The sequence below is a fragment of the Streptomyces sp. NPDC002446 genome, assembly GCF_053595675.1.
Window position 1 is genome coordinate 1 of sequence record NZ_JBSFYC010000115.1, and the last position, 16,486, is coordinate 16,486.

At 73.7% G+C, this 16,486-nt stretch carries 15 protein-coding genes; 10 read left to right on the forward strand and 5 right to left on the reverse strand.

All coding sequences use genetic code 11. The features are described from left to right. The first annotated feature begins 149 nt into the window (after positions 1 to 149). Together ACWD6P_RS35105 and ACWD6P_RS35110 are read left to right on the forward strand one after the other, a co-directional pair. Positions 150 to 590, forward strand: coding sequence for a hypothetical protein (locus ACWD6P_RS35105; RefSeq protein ID WP_451448268.1), 441 nt, complete (start codon positions 150 to 152; stop codon positions 588 to 590). 77 nt (positions 591 to 667) lie between these two features. After that, positions 668 to 1,393, forward strand: a complete 726-nt coding sequence (locus ACWD6P_RS35110; protein WP_451448269.1) for a helical backbone metal receptor — start codon at positions 668 to 670, stop codon at positions 1,391 to 1,393. 199 nt (positions 1,394 to 1,592) lie between these two features. Here ACWD6P_RS35110 and ACWD6P_RS35115 read toward each other — a convergent pair whose 3' ends face one another. Then, a complete protein-coding gene (locus tag ACWD6P_RS35115; protein ID WP_451448270.1) occupies positions 1,593 to 2,723 on the reverse strand; it encodes a TDT family transporter in 1,131 nt (376 codons plus the stop codon). Between the two features lie 99 nt (positions 2,724 to 2,822). Here ACWD6P_RS35115 and ACWD6P_RS35120 point away from each other — a divergent pair, with 99 nt between their 5' ends. Both ACWD6P_RS35120 and ACWD6P_RS35125 read left to right on the forward strand, forming a co-directional pair. Next, positions 2,823 to 3,746 carry a LysR family transcriptional regulator gene (locus ACWD6P_RS35120; RefSeq protein ID WP_451448282.1) on the forward strand — a complete coding sequence of 308 codons (924 nt, stop codon included), beginning with the start codon at positions 2,823 to 2,825 and terminating at the stop codon, positions 3,744 to 3,746. Between the two features lie 161 nt (positions 3,747 to 3,907). Continuing rightward, positions 3,908 to 4,255, forward strand: coding sequence for a hypothetical protein (locus ACWD6P_RS35125; protein ID WP_451448271.1), 348 nt, complete (start codon positions 3,908 to 3,910; stop codon positions 4,253 to 4,255). Positions 4,256 to 4,264: 9 nt separating this feature from the next. Here ACWD6P_RS35125 and ACWD6P_RS35130 read toward each other — a convergent pair whose 3' ends face one another. The 3 genes from ACWD6P_RS35130 to ACWD6P_RS35140 form a co-directional block, all read right to left on the reverse strand. Further along, positions 4,265 to 4,963 (reverse strand): gamma-glutamyl-gamma-aminobutyrate hydrolase family protein, encoded by a 699-nt coding sequence (locus ACWD6P_RS35130; RefSeq protein ID WP_451448272.1) that lies wholly within the window; start codon positions 4,961 to 4,963, stop codon positions 4,265 to 4,267. A 116-nt stretch (positions 4,964 to 5,079) separates the two neighbouring features. After that, complete coding sequence (gene eat, locus ACWD6P_RS35135; protein WP_451448273.1) at positions 5,080 to 6,564, reverse strand: ethanolamine permease; 1,485 nt, start codon at positions 6,562 to 6,564, stop codon at positions 5,080 to 5,082. A gap of 138 nt (positions 6,565 to 6,702) precedes the next feature. Next, positions 6,703 to 7,434 carry a FadR/GntR family transcriptional regulator gene (locus ACWD6P_RS35140; protein ID WP_451448274.1) on the reverse strand — a complete coding sequence of 244 codons (732 nt, stop codon included), beginning with the start codon at positions 7,432 to 7,434 and terminating at the stop codon, positions 6,703 to 6,705. Between the two features lie 73 nt (positions 7,435 to 7,507). On the opposite strand from ACWD6P_RS35140, the gene ACWD6P_RS35145 reads away from it, so the two are divergent. The 4 genes from ACWD6P_RS35145 (at position 7,508) to ACWD6P_RS35160 (ending at position 12,429) form a co-directional block, all read left to right on the forward strand. Next, the gene (locus ACWD6P_RS35145) at positions 7,508 to 8,875 is read left to right on the forward strand and encodes a glutamine synthetase family protein (protein WP_451448275.1); all 1,368 of its coding nucleotides are present in this window, start codon (positions 7,508 to 7,510) and stop codon (positions 8,873 to 8,875) included. An 11-nt stretch (positions 8,876 to 8,886) separates the two neighbouring features. Beyond that, positions 8,887 to 10,290, forward strand: a complete 1,404-nt coding sequence (locus ACWD6P_RS35150) for an aldehyde dehydrogenase family protein (protein ID WP_451448276.1) — start codon at positions 8,887 to 8,889, stop codon at positions 10,288 to 10,290. Continuing rightward, positions 10,287 to 11,072 (forward strand): 3-oxoacyl-ACP reductase, encoded by a 786-nt coding sequence (locus ACWD6P_RS35155; protein ID WP_451448277.1) that lies wholly within the window; start codon positions 10,287 to 10,289, stop codon positions 11,070 to 11,072. Before ACWD6P_RS35150 ends, ACWD6P_RS35155 begins: the two co-directional genes overlap by 4 nt. Positions 11,073 to 11,157: 85 nt before the next feature. Next, complete coding sequence (locus ACWD6P_RS35160) at positions 11,158 to 12,429, forward strand: haloacid dehalogenase-like hydrolase (protein ID WP_451448278.1); 1,272 nt, start codon at positions 11,158 to 11,160, stop codon at positions 12,427 to 12,429. Positions 12,430 to 12,446: 17 nt separating this feature from the next. Here the strand turns inward: ACWD6P_RS35160 and ACWD6P_RS35165 are convergent, their stop codons facing one another. Further along, on the reverse strand, positions 12,447 to 13,670 hold the full coding sequence (locus ACWD6P_RS35165; protein ID WP_451448279.1) for an amino acid deaminase/aldolase: 1,224 nt from the start codon (positions 13,668 to 13,670) through the stop codon (positions 12,447 to 12,449). 211 nt (positions 13,671 to 13,881) lie between these two features. Here ACWD6P_RS35165 and ACWD6P_RS35170 point away from each other — a divergent pair, with 211 nt between their 5' ends. Both ACWD6P_RS35170 and mycP read left to right on the forward strand, forming a co-directional pair. Then, positions 13,882 to 15,216 (forward strand): hypothetical protein, encoded by a 1,335-nt coding sequence (locus tag ACWD6P_RS35170; protein ID WP_451448280.1) that lies wholly within the window; start codon positions 13,882 to 13,884, stop codon positions 15,214 to 15,216. Continuing rightward, entirely contained in the window at positions 15,213 to 16,373 is a 1,161-nt protein-coding gene (gene mycP / locus ACWD6P_RS35175) for a type VII secretion-associated serine protease mycosin (RefSeq protein WP_451448281.1), read from the forward strand. The genes ACWD6P_RS35170 and mycP overlap by 4 nt, the downstream gene beginning before the upstream one ends. The last annotated feature ends 113 nt before the right edge of the window (positions 16,374 to 16,486 follow it).

The following is a 16,486-nucleotide window of genomic DNA, read 5'->3' on the forward strand; positions in this document are numbered from 1 at the left end:
GCGGGTGTTGTGTTCCCCCACCGCGGCGGCGCGCCCCGCTCCGGCAGCTGCCGGAGCGGGGCCCGCCGCCTTCCGTGGCGCACGGCCCGTTGCGGATCACCCGGCCGGGTGCGGGTGCGTCGCGGGTCGGGGCGGCGGGTGATTCGCTGGTGACCGTGAAGCCTGCGCACCTCTTCGTCGTCGCCCTGGTCAGCGCGGCCACCCTGGGGGGCACCGCACCCGTCGCGTCGGCCCGGGTCGAGCCGAATCCGGTGGTGGCCGGCCAGCGGGTGAGCATCAGCGACGGCAGGCAGTGCGCGCCGGCGCATGGTGCGCGGGTGGCCTCGACGCTCTTCGGCGCGGTGACGCTGCGGCCGGGCGCCGGCGGTATGGCCGCCGATGCCACGGTCGCCGAGCAGGTCCGGCCGGGGCGCTACCAGGTCACCATCGAATGCGCGCCGGGCGGCGAGAGGTTCACCGAGACCGTGACGGTGCGCAGCGCCCGGGTCGAGGGGGTCAACGTGACCCAGGCGGCCGGCGGCCTGGTGCTGTTCGTACTGGCCGGGGGCGCCGCGTATCTGCTGCGCCGCAGGGCCGGCGGAGGCGCTTAGCACCACCTGTCCCGCTCAGCACCACCACCTGTCCCGCCCTGCCCCGCCCGGCAGCACCGAGGCCCTACCGTGGACGGATGACCGTGCAGCGCGTGGTGTCCCTGGTGCCGTCCCTCACCGAGGCGGTCGCCGCCTGCGCGCCCGAGGCGCTGGTCGGGGTCACGGACTGGTGCAGCCACCCGGCCGGACTGGCCGCCGCGCGCATCGGCGGCACCAAGAACCCCGACGTGAGGCGGATCGCCGGCCTGGCCCCCGACCTCGTGCTCGCGAACGAGGAGGAGAACCGTCCGCAGGACCTGGACGCGCTGCGGACCGCGGGGCTGGAGGTCCTGGTCACCGAGGTACGGACCCTGGACCAGGGGCTGGACGAGCTGCACCGGGTACTCGTCACGGGCTGCGGACTGCCCCGGCCCGACTGGCTCGACGCCGCCGAGGCCGCCTGGCGCGACCTGCCGGTCCGGCCTGTGGAGCGGGCCGCGGTCGTGCCGGTCTGGCGGCGTCCGTGGATGGTGCTCGGCCGGGACACCTTCGCCGGGGACCTCCTGGCCCGTCTGGGCGTACGCAATCTCTACGCCGGCCACGCCGACCGCTATCCGCGGATTCCGCTCGACGCCCTCAACGCCTGTCCGGCCGACCTCGTGGTCCTCCCCGACGAGCCGTACCGCTTCACCGCCGAGGACGGCCCCGAGGCGTTTCCCGGTCTGCCCGCCGCGCTGGTCAGCGGCCGCCATCTGACCTGGTACGGGCCGTCGTTGGCGCAGGCCCCGGCCGTACTGGCGCGGGCGCTGGCGGCGGCCGGGTGAGAGGCATGGCCTGGGGCGGTCCGCCCTAGGGGTGGGGCGAACAGATCCCGTAGGGGATGCGAGGGCCCCCTGCGGGGCCACAACGTGGTGGGGCCGGGCGGTATTCCGCGGGGCCGGGCGGTATTCCGAGGGGCCACGGAGACCGGGAAGACAGCCCCTAGCGGACAGCACCTAGCGGGCAGCCCCTAGCTGGCAGCCCCTAGCGTGCTGCCCCCGGAGGCGGCGACAGCAGCCGGCCGCGGGCCAGGCCCGCGGCGGTGCGGGTGCCGGTGACCGCGACCGCCGCCACCAGGGCGGCGAACAGGGCCACGGCCAGCCAGGTGTACGCGCTCAGGCCGGTGTGCCGGGCCAGGCCCGCCGCGCCCGTGACGCAGGTCCCCAGGGGGAAGGTGAAGCCCCACCAGGTCATCGCGAAGCCCATGCCGTTGCGGAAGGCGCGTACCACCATCGCGGTCGCGATCGCCAGCCAGAGCAGCGCGAAGCCCATCACGGGCACGCCGTAGAGGACCGCGAAGGCGCTCATGGCGTGGGCGTACGACGCGTCCACGGCGCCCGGGGCGACATCGGCGAGGTTGTTCACCGCGGTGGTGGACTGGCCGAGCGGGCCGAGGACGAGGAACAGGGTGGGGGTGAGGGCGAGGGGCAGCGCGCCGTGGTGGATCAGCCGGGACAGCACCAGCGGCAGGACCAGCAAGGTGGCCACCAGGGACACGCCGAAGAGCGCGTAGCAGGCCAGCAGCAGCGCCTCGCGCCCCTGGCCGGGCGGCAGATGGGGGACCAGCGCGGGCCCCAGCGCCGCCGAGACCATGGGGGCGACCAGCGGGAGCAGCCATACGGGGGTGGCGCCGGACGGCTCGATGCGGTGCCGGGTCACCATCAGGTACGGGATCACCGCGGCGCCCGCGAGGCCGATGAGCGTGCCCGCGGTCCACAGGGCGGCGTCGGCGGCCAGCGCGGCCGGCTCGCCGATGACGTCCCGGCCGACCGCCAGGGTGCCGCCGCCGACCGCCATCAGCGCCATGGCCAGGCAGCCGTAGAACGGGGCGACGGCCGGGTCGAGGAGGTGGCGGCGGGCCTGGTCGGGGTGGCGCAGCCAGTGGACGGCGCGGGCGGCCAGCAGCGCCAGCAGCATCAGGGCCGACAGCGCCCAGACGGCCTGGTAGGCGGTGCGCAGGCCGGGTGCCGCGAGCGGAAGGGCCGCGCCGGCGTTGGCGACGATCGCCGTGCCCATGACGCTGGCGTACCAGTTCGGGCCGAGGTGGCGGACCGAGGCGGGGGTACGGGGGGCGGCGGGGGTGGGCCGCGAAGGTGCTTGCACGAGAGTTGCCATACGACCAGCGTGATCGCCCCGCACGGCCGCCACCAGGGACATTGTCTCTATGAGGGCATAAGCTGGGGTTATGTGCAGGGGGAATCATGGGTGAGGATCATGGATGAGGTCCGGCCCGTCTCGTTGTCGCACCGGGTCCCGGACCTCGGTGCGCTGGAGCTGCTGCTCGCGGTCGCCCGGCTCGGCAGTCTGGGGCGGGCCGCCCGCGAGCGGGGCATCAGCCAGCCGGCCGCCAGCAGCCGCCTGCGCTCCATGGAGCGGCAGCTGGGCGTGGCGCTGGTCGAGCGGTCGCCGCGCGGCTCCCGGCTGACGGACGCCGGGGTGCTGGTGACGGACTGGGCGCGACGGGTGGTGGAGGCCGCCGAGGCGCTCGACGCGGGTGCCCAGGCGCTGCGGGGGCGGCGCGACTCCCGGCTGCGGGTCGCCGCGAGCATGACGATCGCCGAGTATCTGCTGCCCGGGTGGCTGATCGCGCTGCGCGCGGAGCTGCCCGGGACGGCCGTCTCGCTGCTGGCCGGGAACTCCAGCGCGGTGGCCGAGCGGCTGTCGCAGGGCGAGGCGGATCTGGGGTTCGTGGAGGGGCTGGACGTCCCGGCCGGGCTGGACGGTGCGGTCGTCGGGCACGACCGGCTAGTCGTCGTCGCCGCGCCGTCGCACCCGTGGGCCCGGCGCCGCGGGGAGCTGACCGCCGCCGAGCTGGCCGCGACTCCGCTGATCCTCCGGGAGCGCGGCTCCGGCACCCGGCAGGTGCTGGACGCGGCGCTCGCCGCGCAGGGCGGGCTGGCCCGGCCGCTGCTGGAACTCTCCTCGACCACCGCCGTGAAGGCCGCCGTGGTCAGCGAGGCGGCGCCGTCGGTGCTCAGCGAGCTCGCGGTCGGCGAGGAGCTGAGCGCCCGGCGGCTGGTGGAGATCCCGGTGCGGGGGCTGCGGCTCGGCCGCGACCTGCGGGCCGTGTGGCCGGCCGGGCAGCGGCCGGCGGGCCCGGCCCGTCATCTGCTGGGGCTGACCCGCGCGGCTTCCTGAGGCGGGCACGGACCGGCGCGCGGCCGGCGGCCGGACCCCCGAGGCGGCAACTCTCCGCCGCGGCAACCGCGTTGATCGCCGTCCGCGGATCTCGCTAGTGTGTGCGAACGGTCGGCGCGTTCCCATGCGCTCGACATCGAACAAAGGGGGAACAACCGCATATGAGGCTGAAGTTCACGGCGGCCACCGCCGTCTCGGCGGCACTGATCGGCACCGCACTGACCGGCGGCGTCGCCATGGCCGCCACGCCCGAGACGGCGCCCACCGCCACCGCGCGGGCGGCCTGCGTCCACGCGGAGGCGCAGGAGAACGTGAAGATCCGCAAGGAGCGGAAGCTGAGCAGCACCGCGGTCGGGCTCTTCACCGAGGGCGCGACCACCTGCATCCTCGCCAAGGGCACCGGGCAGAGCTACGACCTGTGCAAGCGCAAGGGCACCGACTGGCTCAAGATCTCCTACCGGGGCAACACCGGCTGGATCCCCGGCGCCTGCGGATCCAGGGAGGTCTGAGGTAGCCGGTCACTCCTCGGCAGACGCCCCCCGCGCCGCCGCCACCAGCGCGTCCATGACGCGGGGGTCGTCCCCGGCCTCCGGGTGCCACTGCACCGCCAGAGTGAAGCCGTGCGCGTCCGGCAGCTCCAGTGCCTCGATCGTGCCGTCCTCCGCGTACGCCGAGGCCAGCAGCCCGCGCCCGAGCCGGTCGACCGCCTGGTGGTGGTACGTCGGTACGGAGACCGGTTCGGGCAGCGCACGGGCCAGCAGCGTTCCGGGGACCGGCTTGATCTCGTGCCGATCGAAGACCCCGGGCGGCCCGGAGTGCCCGTCGAGGTGCTGAACGAGCGACCCGCCCAGCGCCACGTTCAGCAGCTGCAGCCCGCGGCAGATGCCCAGCAGGGGCACGCCGCCCGCCAGTGCCGCCTCGATCAGGGCCAGCTCCCAGGAGTCCCGGTCCAGCGAAGGCGGACCGGTCTGCGGGTGCGGCTCCGCGCCGTAGCGCGCGGGCGCGATGTCCGCACCGCCGGCGATCACCAGCCCGTCCAGGCGGGCGACCGCCGCGGCGGCGGTCGCCGGATCGCCCGGCGGCAGCAGCGCGGCCAGACCGCCCGAGCGCTGCACCAGTTGCGGATATCCGGCGGGGACGAGCGCGGCGGGCAGCGTCCACACCCCCCAGCTGGCCTCCTGCTGGTACGTGCTGATGCCGATGAGGGGCTGGGGCATGGGGTGCGGGCCTCCGTACGTAGGGATCGGGGTCGGGTTGGGTCAGGTTCGGGTCGGGGCGAGTCGGGTCGGGGCGCGGTGCCGGCCGGGCGGACCCGGCCGGCACCGCGGGCGGCTCAGTCGCGTTCGAGCTCGGCCTCCGCCGCCGCCAGCGCCGCGAACTCCTCCTCGGGCGCCGAGGCCACCAGCCGGTGCCGGGAGTAGAACGCGAAGTACGCCAGCGCCACGACGTAGACACCGAGTGCGATGAAGGCGGCGTCCTTGTCGACCAGGAACGTCGCCACCAGCGCCGAGCAGGCCAGGACGAAGGCGACGGACGAGGTCAGCATGCCGCCCGGAGTGCGGTAGGGGCGGGGCAGACCGGGCTCTCGGCGGCGCAGCACGATGTGCGAGAGCGCCATCAGCGCGTAGGAGATGGTGGCGCCGAAGACCGCGACGTTCAGCATCCGGGCGCCGTCGCCGGTGGCCGCCGCGAGCGCGAAGCCCAGCGCGCCGGGCACCAGCAGACCCAGGTAGGGGGCCTTGCGGCGGCTGGTGAGGGAGAGGAAACGCGGCAGGTAGCCGGCCCGGGAGAGGGCGAACAGCTGCCGGGATCCGGCGAAGATGAGGGAGAAGAAGGACGCCACCAGGCCCGCCAGGCCCGCGTAGTTGACGATCCGGCTGATGGTCGTCGGCTTGCCGTCCGGCTGGAGCGCCTGGACCAGCGGATCGCCCACCGACTGGATCGCGGCCGAGCCGCGCGCGCCGGTCGCGGCGACGAAGGTGATCAGCGCGAGCAGCAGCAGGATGCCCATCGCGGCGGCCATCGCCTTGGGCAGCGACCGGGCCGGGTCCTTGGTCTCCTCCGCCGCCAGCGGTACGCCCTCGATGCCGAGGAAGAACCACATGCCGAACGGGAAGGCCGCCCAGATGCCGAGGATGCCGAACGGGAGCCAGGAGTTGGCACCGAAGGCGCCGGCCTCGACCGGGATGTCGTTGAGCGCGTCCACATGGAAGTCGGTGAGGGCGGCGAGCGCGAAGACGACGATCGCGGCGACCGCGACGGCGGTCACGATCAGGCTGAAGCGCAGCGCCTCGCCGACGCCCCACAGGTGGATGCCGATGAACAGGACGAAGCAGGCGAGGTAGACCGGCCAGCTGGAGTGCAGACCGAAGAGGCCGAGCGATTCGACGTAGTCGCCGATGAAGATGGAGATCGCGGCGGGGGCCAGGACGTATTCGATCAGGATGGCGGTGCCGGTGAGGAAGCCGCCCCAGGTGCCAAGGGCCCGCCGGGCGAAGCCGTAGCCGCCGCCCGCGGTGGGCAGGATCGAGGCCAGCTCCGCCAGCGCGAAGACCAGACAGGTGTACATCAGGCCCATCAGGACGGCGGCGATCGCCAGGCCGCCGAAGCCGCCGTGGGCCAGGCCGTTGTTCCAGCCCGAGAAGTCGCCGGAGACGACATAGGCGACGCCCAGGCCGGTCAGCAGCAGCGGTCCCGCGCTGCCGCGGCGCAGCGTGCGCCGCTCCAGATAGGTCTCGTCGGGCGAGGGGCCGCCCGGTGCGGTGCCGTCCACTGAAGCGGTGGGCGGTGCGGTCTGCGATTCCGTGCTGTCGGCCATGAGCCGCTCCTGCCTCGCCGAGGGGGAAATCGAGCAAAGGTTCAGCGGCATACCTTTGCTCTGGGTGCCGCTCCGGCGCAAGACCCGTGCGTAAAAGAATGGTTAACAGGGCAGCTCGCGGGCCCGGCGCGGCCGGCCTCAGGCCGCCGGGCCGGTCAGGAAGCCGCGCAGCAGCGCCGCGGTCCCGCAGCAGTGCTCCCGCATCACCTCGCGGGCGCCGTCCGCGTCGCCCTCCAGTACCGCCTCCACCAGCGCGGCGTGCTGGGCCTGGGAGTGCTCCAGATTCCGCACGAGCAGCGGAATGCAGTCCAGGAGGTCGTTCACGCTCGCCCGTACGGCCGCGTACTGGGCGGCCAGCGACGGCGAGCCGGACAGCTCCGCGAGCGTCAGATGCAGCAGGGTGTCGCGCCGGCGGTACTCCGCGAGCGGCGCGTCCTGGGTTGCGGCCAGGGCCTCGCGCAGCCGGCCGGCCTGCTCCCCGGTCAGCCCGTGGGCTGCGCACAGGCCCGCCGCGCCCACCTCCAGCACCTCCCGGAACCGCAGGGTGTCCTCGACGTCGATCTTCTCGATCCGGCGCCGCAGCTCGGCCTCGTCCGGGTTCTCCGTGCGCACCCGGACGAACGTGCCGCCGTAGCGGCCGCGCCGGCTCTCCACCATGCCCTCGTCCTGCAGCACCTTGAGCACCTCGCGCAGGGTGACCCGGCTGATCTGCAGCCGCTCCGCCAACTCCCGCTCCGCGGGCAGCCGTTCACCCTGGGGCACCAGGCCGAGCCGGACGATCTGGAGTATCTGCTCCAGCGCCTCCTCGAAACCGTTGCCCGCCCGCACCGGCCGCAGCACAGGGGCCAGCCGATCAGCCGCACCGTCCATCGAAACCCCTTCCCAATCAAAGGTTCGTGTGCATACCTTATGACCTCCGGATGCAGTGACAGGAGGCAACACCGTGGCAGACCGCACGCCCCCACTCTCCGTCGAGGAGCTCAGAGTCCTCGTCGACGCCGGGGAGATCGACACTGTCGTCCTCGCCTTCACCGATATGCAAGGCAGGCTCCAGGGCAAGCGGTTCGCGGCCCGGTACTTCCTCGACACCGTCCTCGAACACGGTACGGAGGGCTGCAACTACCTCCTCGCCGTCGACGTCGACCTCAACACCGTCGACGGCTACCAGATGTCCTCCTGGGAACGCGGCTACGGCGACTTCGCCATGCACGGCGACACCGCCACCCTGCGCCGCACCCCCTGGAACCCCGGCACCGCCCTGATCACCGCCGACCTCGCCTGGCACGACGGCTCGCCGGTCGTCGCCTCGCCCCGGCAGATCCTGCGGCGCCAGCTCGACCGCCTGGCCGAGCGCGGCTGGAGTGCGTACGCCGGCACCGAGCTGGAGTTCATGCTCTTCAAGGACACCTACGAGGACGCCTGGTCGCGCGGCTACCGTGACATGAACCCCGCCAACCAGTGGAACGGCGACTACTCCGTCCTCGGCACCGGCCGCATCGAGCCCGTACTGCGCCGCATCCGCAACGAGATGGGCGCCGCCGGGATGACCGTGGAGTCCGCCAAGGGCGAGTGCAACCTCGGCCAGCACGAGATCGTGTTCGTCTACGACGAGGCGCTCACCACCTGCGACCAGCACTCCATCTACAAGACCGGCGCCAAGGAGATCGCCGCCCAGGAGGGCATGGCGCTCACCTTCATGGCGAAGTACGACGAGCGCGAGGGCAACTCCTGTCATATCCACCTCTCGCTCCAGGACGAGCAGGGCCGGCCCGTACTGGCCGACGACTCGGGTCCGTACGGCATGTCCCGGACCATGCAGCACTTCCTCGCCGGCCAGATCGCCGCGATGCGCGACTTCACGCTCTTCTACGCGCCCAACATCAACTCCTACAAGCGCTTCCGCCCCGGCTCCTTCGCGCCCACCGCCGTCGCCTGGGGCCCCGACAACCGCACCTGTGCGCTGCGGGTCGTCGGCCACGGCCGCTCGCACCGCCTGGAGAACCGCCTGCCCGGCGGTGACGTCAACCCCTACCTCGCGGTCGCCGCCATGGTCGCGGCCGGCCTGTACGGCATAGAGCACGAGCTGGAGCTGCCCGAGGCGACGACCGGCAACGCGTACACCGGCGACGCCGCGCATGTGCCCACCACGCTGCGCGAGGCCGCCGAGCGCTGGGAGAACAGCCCGATCGCCCGCGAGGCCTTCGGCGACGAGGTCGTCGACCACTACCGCCACATGGCCCGCGTCGAACAGGACGCCTACGACGCCGCCGTCACGGACTGGGAGCGCTTCCGCTCCTTCGAGCGCATGTAAGGAACCACGCTGTGTCCAATGGTCCGCACGAGCTGAAGATCCTCAACCCGGCCACCGAGGAAGTGGTGGCCACCGTCCCCACCACCTCACCCGAAGAGGTCGATGCCGCCGTCCGCCGGGCGGCCGCCGCCCAGGAGGCCTGGGCCGCCGTGGCCCCCGGCGACCGGGCCCGCATCCTGCGCCGCTTCGCCGACGTCGTCGACGCGCACATCGACCCGCTCGCCGAACTCGAACTCAAGGAGGCCGGCCACCCGCTGGGCAACGCCCGCTGGGAAGCGGGCAACGTCCGCGATCTGCTGCACTACGCCGCCGGGGGAGTGGAGCGCCTCACCGGCACCCAGATCCCGGTCGCCGGCGGTCTGAACATCACCGTCCAGGAGCCGCTCGGCGTGGTCGCCGTCATCGCGCCCTGGAACTTCCCGATGCCGATCGCCGCCTGGGGCACCGCACCCGCCCTCGCGGCCGGCAACGCCGTCCTCCTCAAGCCCGCCGAGACCACCCCGCTCACCGCGCTCCGGCTCGCCGAGCTGGCCCTGGAGGCCGGACTGCCCGAGGGACTGTTCCAGGTACTGCCCGGCGAGGGGCCGGTCACCGGCACCGCGCTGGTCGACCACCCCGGCGTCGCCAAGGTCGTCTTCACCGGCTCCACCGCCACCGGCCGGCAGATCGCCGCCCGCTGCGCGGCCCAGACCAAGCGGCTCACCCTCGAACTCGGCGGCAAGAGCCCCAACATCGTCTTCGCCGACGCCGACATCGCGGCCGCCGCGGCCGCCGCCCCCGGCTCCTTCCTCGACAACACCGGCCAGGACTGCTGCGCCCGCAGCCGCATCCTCGTCCAGCGGAGCGTCTACGACCGCTTCATGGAGCTGCTGGAGCCCGCCGTCAAGGCGTTCACCGTCGGCGACCCGGCCGACCCCGCCACCCAGATGGGCCCGCTGATCTCCGCCGCCCAGCGCGAGCGCGTCCGCTCCTACGTCCCCGAGGACGCCCCGGCCGCGATCCGCGGCGAGGCGCCCGCCGGCAAGGGCTTCTGGTACCCGGCCACCGTCCTGGAGGGCCGCCCCGAGGACCGCAGCGCCGTCGAGGAGATCTTCGGGCCGGTCGCCGTCGTGCTGCCCTTCGAGGACGAGGCCGAGGCGGTCCGGCTCGCCAACGCCACGGACTACGGCCTGTCCGGCTCGCTGTGGACCCGCGACGTGGGCCGGGCGCTGCGGGTCTCGCGCGGTGTCGCGGCCGGCAACCTCTCCGTCAACTCCCACAGCAGCGTGCGCTACTGGACCCCCTTCGGCGGGTTCAAGCAGTCCGGCCTCGGCCGCGAGCTGGGCCCGGACGCGCTGGCCGCCTTCACCGAGACCAAGAACATCTTCATCAGCACCGAGTACAGCACCGAGACCAGCACCGAGGAGACCAAGTGACCGACCAGACCGCAGTGTGCCGCCGCCTCGTCGGCCGGACCGCCGTGATCACCGGAGCCGGCAGCGGCATCGGCCTGGCCACCGCCCGCCGGCTGGCCTCCGAAGGCGCCAACGTCGTCTGCGCCGACATCGACGAGACCGCGGGCAAGAAGGCGGCCGAGGAGGTCGGCGGCCTCTTCGTCAAGGTCGACGTGACCGACTCCGACGAGGTCGAGGCGCTCTACAAGGCCGCCTTCGACGCCTACGGCTCGGTCGACATCGCCTTCAACAACGCCGGCATCTCGCCGCCCGACGACGACTCGATCCTCACCACCGGCCTGGACGCCTGGAAGCGGGTCCAGGAGGTCAACCTGACCTCGGTCTACCTGTGCTGCAAGCACGCGCTGCCCTACATGCAGCGCCAGGGCAAGGGCTCCATCATCAACACCGCGTCCTTCGTCGCCGTCATGGGCGCGGCCACCTCCCAGATCAGCTACACCGCCTCCAAGGGCGGCGTGCTGTCGATGTCCCGCGAACTGGGCGTGCAGTTCGCCCGTGAGGGCATCCGGGTCAACGCCCTGTGCCCGGGGCCGGTCAACACGCCGCTGCTCAAGGAGCTGTTCGCCAAGGACCCCGAGCGCGCCGCGCGCCGCCTGGTGCACGTCCCCGTCGGCCGGTTCGCCGAGCCCGAGGAGATCGCCGCCGCGGTCGCCTTCCTCGCCAGCGACGACTCCTCGTTCGTCAACGCCGCCGAATTCCTGGTCGACGGCGGTATCGCGGGGGCCTACGTCACCCCGCTCTAGCCGCTGGGTAAGGTCCATGATCATCACCGGGGCCGGCCGCCACGCCGGCCCCGGTGCCTTCCTGCCCACACCCCTTGGAGGACCCATGCGCACCCCGCGCACCCTGGTCACGGGCCTGCTGGCGGCCGCCGCCCTGACGGCCTCGGTCCCGGCCACCACCAGCGCCCAGGCCGCCCCCAGGTCCGAGAGCTGCCCGCAGCTGTCGAAGAGCATCAAGTGGTACGGCGACAACCGCGCCAAGATCCAGAAGATGATCGACGAACGGGGCAGCTGTTCGGGCCACGGCGGCCCCCGTCCCGTAGCCGCGTTCGACTGGGACAACACCGTCGTCAAGAACGACATCTCGGACGCCACCCTCGCCTGGGCCCTCAAGCACGACAAGATCCTCCAGCCCAGGAACTGGAAGGGCACCAGCCCGTGGATGACCGACGCCGCCGACCACGCCCTGACCGAGGCGTGCGGCACCGCCGTCCCCGTCGGCAAGCCGCTGCGCACGTCGAAGAACGCCGCCTGCGCCGACGAGATCATGGAGATCCGCGGTGAGGCGAAGACCATGAGCGGCGAGGAAGCCTTCGCCGGTGAGTGGAACCACCGCCGTACCGTGCCCGAGTACGCCTGGGTCCCGCAGCTGTTCGCCGGGCGCAGCCCCGCCGCCGTCACCGCGTACGCGAAGCAGGCCCGCGCCGAGAACCTCAAGGCCCCCATCGGCACCGAACAGACCGTCGGCACCCACAAGCTGGCCGGGTACATCCGCTACTACGACCAGCAGAAGGACCTCATCCGCACGCTCAAGGCCGCCGGCTTCGACGTCTACATCGTCTCCGCGTCCGCGGAGCCCATCGCCGAGGCCTGGTCCGCCGGCGTCGGCCTGGACCGCGCGCACACCATCGGCATCCGCAACCTCACCCGGCACGGCAAGCTCACCACCGGCATCCGCGGCTGCGGTGACGTCAAGGACGGCCACGGCGAGGCCATCCCGTACATCGACGGCAAGCGCTGCTGGATCAACCAGGAGATCTTCAAGGTCAAGGGCGCCGCGGCCTGGCGCCAGCAGGACTTCGGCCACCGCATCGCGCTCGGCGGCGGCGACGCCGACACGGACGTGACGTTCGTCAACGACGCCACCGGCATCCATCTGGCCGTCAACCGCAACAAGACCGAGCTGATGTGCCGCGGCTACGACAACGCGGACGGCCGCTGGGTGGTCAACCCGATGTTCATCGAGCCGCTGCCCCGCAAGACCGGCGCCTACCCGTGCGCCACCGCGGGCCGCATCCACCCCGACGGCAGCACCGGCCCGCTGCACCGCCCCGACGGCAGCGTCGTACCCGACCAGCAGGACCGCATCCACGGCTGACGCGAGGGGGCCGCGCCTCAGAGAAAGGCGTGGCCCTCTCCCCGGTACGTCGGCACCGTGTCCACCACCCGGTCCCCGTCGATCAGCCGCAGATGAGTGAACCGCTCACACAGCTCACCGGCCTTGGCGTGCCGGAACCACACCTTGTCGCCGACCGCCAGCCGGTCCGCGGCCGGCCCCAGCAGCGGTGTCTGCACCTCGCCGGGCCCCTCCTGCGGGTCGTAGCGCAGTCCGGCCGGCAGATACGGCACCGGCAGCCGGTCCGGACCCGCCACCCCCGACGCCGGATAGCCCCCGCCCAGCACCGTCACCACGCCGGGGCCGGGCCGGCGCACCACCGGCTGCGCGAACAGCGCGGCCGGACGCCCGCTGAACGAGCGGAAGTTGTCGAACAGCCGCGGCACATACAGCCCCGACCCGGCCGCGATCTCGGTGACGGCCGCCTCCGCCGCCGTGTGCTGCACACTGCCGGTCCCGCCGCCGTTGACGAACTCCAGCCGCGGCGCCACCGCCCGCACCGCCCGCACGGCCTCCCAGCGGCGCCGCGCCAGCTCCTTGCGCGCCGCCGCCTGCATCATCCGGACCGTCCGCGAGAACACCGGCCTGCCGGCGACCTCGTCGCCCACACCCGCCACATGCCCCTCGTACGCCATCAGTCCCACCAGCCGGAACCCCGGACGGCGCACCACCGACCGGGCCAGCGCCGCCAGTTGGGCCGGCGCCCGCAGCGGCGACCGCCGGGCGCCCACCCGCACCGCCCCGCCCATCAGGCGGTACGAGGTGTCCAGCTCCAGGCAGATCCGTATCTCCTCGCCGCCGCGCCCACCGCCCGGCCGGGCGGCGTCGATCAGATCGAGCTGCGACGGATCGTCGACCATCACCGTCACCGCGCCCGCGAGCTCGGCATCGGCGGTCAGCTCGGCGAAGCCGGCCCGGTCCGCCGACGGATACGCCAGCAGGACGTCCGTGAACCCGGAACGCGCCAGCCACAGCGATTCCGCCAGGGTGAAACTCATGATCCCGGCGAAGCCGTCCCGCGCCAGCACCCGCTCCAGCAGGGCCCGGCAGCGCACCGACTTGCTCGCCACCCGGATGGGCTTCCCCTTCGAGCGGCGCACCAGATCGGCGGCGTTGGCGTCGAAGGCCCGCAGGTCGACGACGGCCAGCGGCGCGTCGAGGTGTGCGGTGGCCCGGTCGTAACATGCTTTGTCGCCATACGCGTCGGCTGTGTGCGGGGACATGGCCCGCAGCCTGCCAGACCTCTCTACCACTGGGTAGGGGAGAGATCCCGACAGAGCGGACATGGCGTGGAGAGGGGTTGGAGCGCCGACGGCACCAGCCCTTAGAGTGGCCCGACACCGCAACCAGCAGGTCAGCGGTGTTGTCCGGATACGAACCACCCTGCCCCGATTGCGGATCGGGTCCGGGCCCACGGCGCAAGGGGGAGCGCGGGTGAGCACCGACGCTGATTTCGCCAACGCGCGGCACATCCCGCCCATACCCCCGCGGCCGCCCCAGCAGCCCGCGGCGGCCGCGACGCCGCAACCGCACGAGGACCCCCGTACGACCGTGCTGCGCCGGGTGCCGGGCGCGCCGGCCACCCCGCCCGGTGCCCCGCAGGCCGCACACCGATCCGGCGGCCCCACGCCTCCTTCCGGCCCCACGCCTCCGGCCGGTTCGCCGGGCCCCGCGGTCCCGCCGCGCCCCACCACGCCGCCCGCCGCCGGCGCCCGGCCGCCGCGCCCGAACCAGGCGCCGGCCACCCCGCCCCCGCCCCGGCGCCCGGACGCGTTCCGGGACACCGCCGCCTTCCACCTGGCCAACAGCCAGGGGCTGTGGAACGGCCCCGGCGAGCACGCGACCGGCACCCCGCCGCCGGTCCGTGAGCCCGCCTCCGCCACGCCGCCTGCGAGCAAGCCGGCCGAGCGTCCCCCACAGCCGCCCTGGCCCCGAACTCCCCTCCCGCACCAGCACGTCGGTGCCGTCCCCGGCATGCCCGCCGCCCCCCGGCCCCCGGCCGGCCGCCGCGGCCGGCTGATCGCCGCCGTGGCCTGCCTCGTCCTCGGCATCGGTCTCATCGCCGCCGGGGCGGCCGGGAGTTGGCTCACCGGCGACTCCGACGACGGCCCGCCCACCCCGCAGGCCGCCTTCGCCAAGGGCCGCGACGCCTGGCGCAACACGCCCGTCGACACCCTCTTCCCGCGCACCATCGCGGGCCTGGGCGTCGGCCCCGGCGGCGCCGACCGGACCTGGACCCGGATCGCCGTCGCCCCCGACAGCGGCTGCGCCGAGGCCTACGACCCCGAGCTCGCCCAGGTGCTCACCCAGGCGGGCTGTGTGCGCCTGCTGCGCGCCACGTACACCGACGCCACCCGCTCCAGCCTCATCACGGTCGGCGCCCAGACCGCCAGGACCGACCCGGCCGGAATGATGGCCCTCAACACCCGCTTCAGCACCAAGAGCCTGGGCAGCCGCACCGACCTGATGCCGCTCCCGTACGCCGCCAAGGGCACCTTGGCCGAGGGCTTCGGGCGCGCCCAGCGGGCCAGTTGGACCGTCCGGGTGCTCACCGACATCCCGGTCGTCGTCTTCGCCGTCTCCGGCTTCGCCGACGGCCGCACGGTCACCGAACCGCAGCCCGCCGAGGCCGCGAGCCGGCCCGGTGTCACCACCGCCCCGGCCGAGGCCGGGCTGGGCCACGACGCGAAGGACATCGCGGACCGCATAGAGGCGGACTTCCGCACGGCGTCCGGCATCTCCCCGCAGACCACGGAGTCCACGCCATGAGGAAGACCACGCTGCGCGCCGCCGCCGTCGCGCTGGCCTCCGCGGCGCTCGCGGTGCTGCCCTCCGTACCCGCCCGCGCCGACGCGATCCGTGACCAGCAGTGGGGGCTCGACGCCATCCACGCCCAGCAGGCCTGGCGCACCACCAAGGGCGCGGGCGTCACCGTCGCGGTCCTGGACACCGGCGTCGACGCCGGCCACTCCGACCTCAAGGACCAGGTCCTGCCCGAGAAGGACCTGGTCGGGTTCGGCGCGGGGCCCGGCGACGCGGCATGGGCCCGGCACGGCACCGGCATGGCCAGCGTCATCGCCGGCCGGGGCCACGGCCGGGGCGACCAGGACGGGGTGCTCGGGGTCGCCCCCGAAGCCAAGATCCTTCCGATCCGGGTGATCCTGGAGGACAACGATCCGCAGCGCGAGCGCTCCCGCACGGAGAAGTCCGGCGCGCTCGCCGACGGCATCCGCTGGGCCGCCGACCACGGCGCCGACGTGATCAGCATGTCGCTGGGCGACGACAGCGAGTCCGCGCACCCCGAGCCGCGCGAGGACGCCGCCATCCAGTACGCCCTCGGCAAGGGCATCCCCGTCGTCGCCTCCGCGGGCAACGGCGGCGAGAAGGGCAACCACGTCTCCTACCCCGCCGCCTACCCGGGTGTCATCGCGGCCACCGCCGTCGACGACCGGCGCGAGCGGGCAGCCTTCTCCACCAGCCACTGGTACGCCACGGTCAGCGCACCCGGTGACGAGATCGCCATGGCCGGCAGCGGCACCGGTTACGTCTCCGGCTGGGGCACCAGCCCCGCCGCCGCCTTCGTCTCCGGCGCCATCGCCCTGATCCGCTCGGCGCACCCCGGCCTGAGCCCCGCCCAGATCCGCTACCTGATCACCACCACCGCCCAGGACGCCCCCGAAGGCGGCCGCGACGACGAACACGGCGCCGGCCTGATCGACCCCGCCGCCGCCCTCAAGGCCGCACGGTCCCTCAAGCCCGCCCCCCTGAAGCCGTCGCCCGCCGCCTACGAACACCGCTACTTCGGCCCCGGCCCCACCACGGACGACCCCGCCGCCACCCCCGCCGACTGGCTCCCCTGGACCACCGGCGCCGCAGGCCTGACCCTCATCGCCGCAGCCGCATTCCTCTGGCGCACCCGCACATAACCCCTCACGCCAACCCCCACCCACCTCCTCCCCTCACCCACAACGGGAGGTGGCGGGCCGGAGGGGCAGGGGTGTGGGACGTAAAGCGAAGCAGTCCCACACCCCCCCGGCAC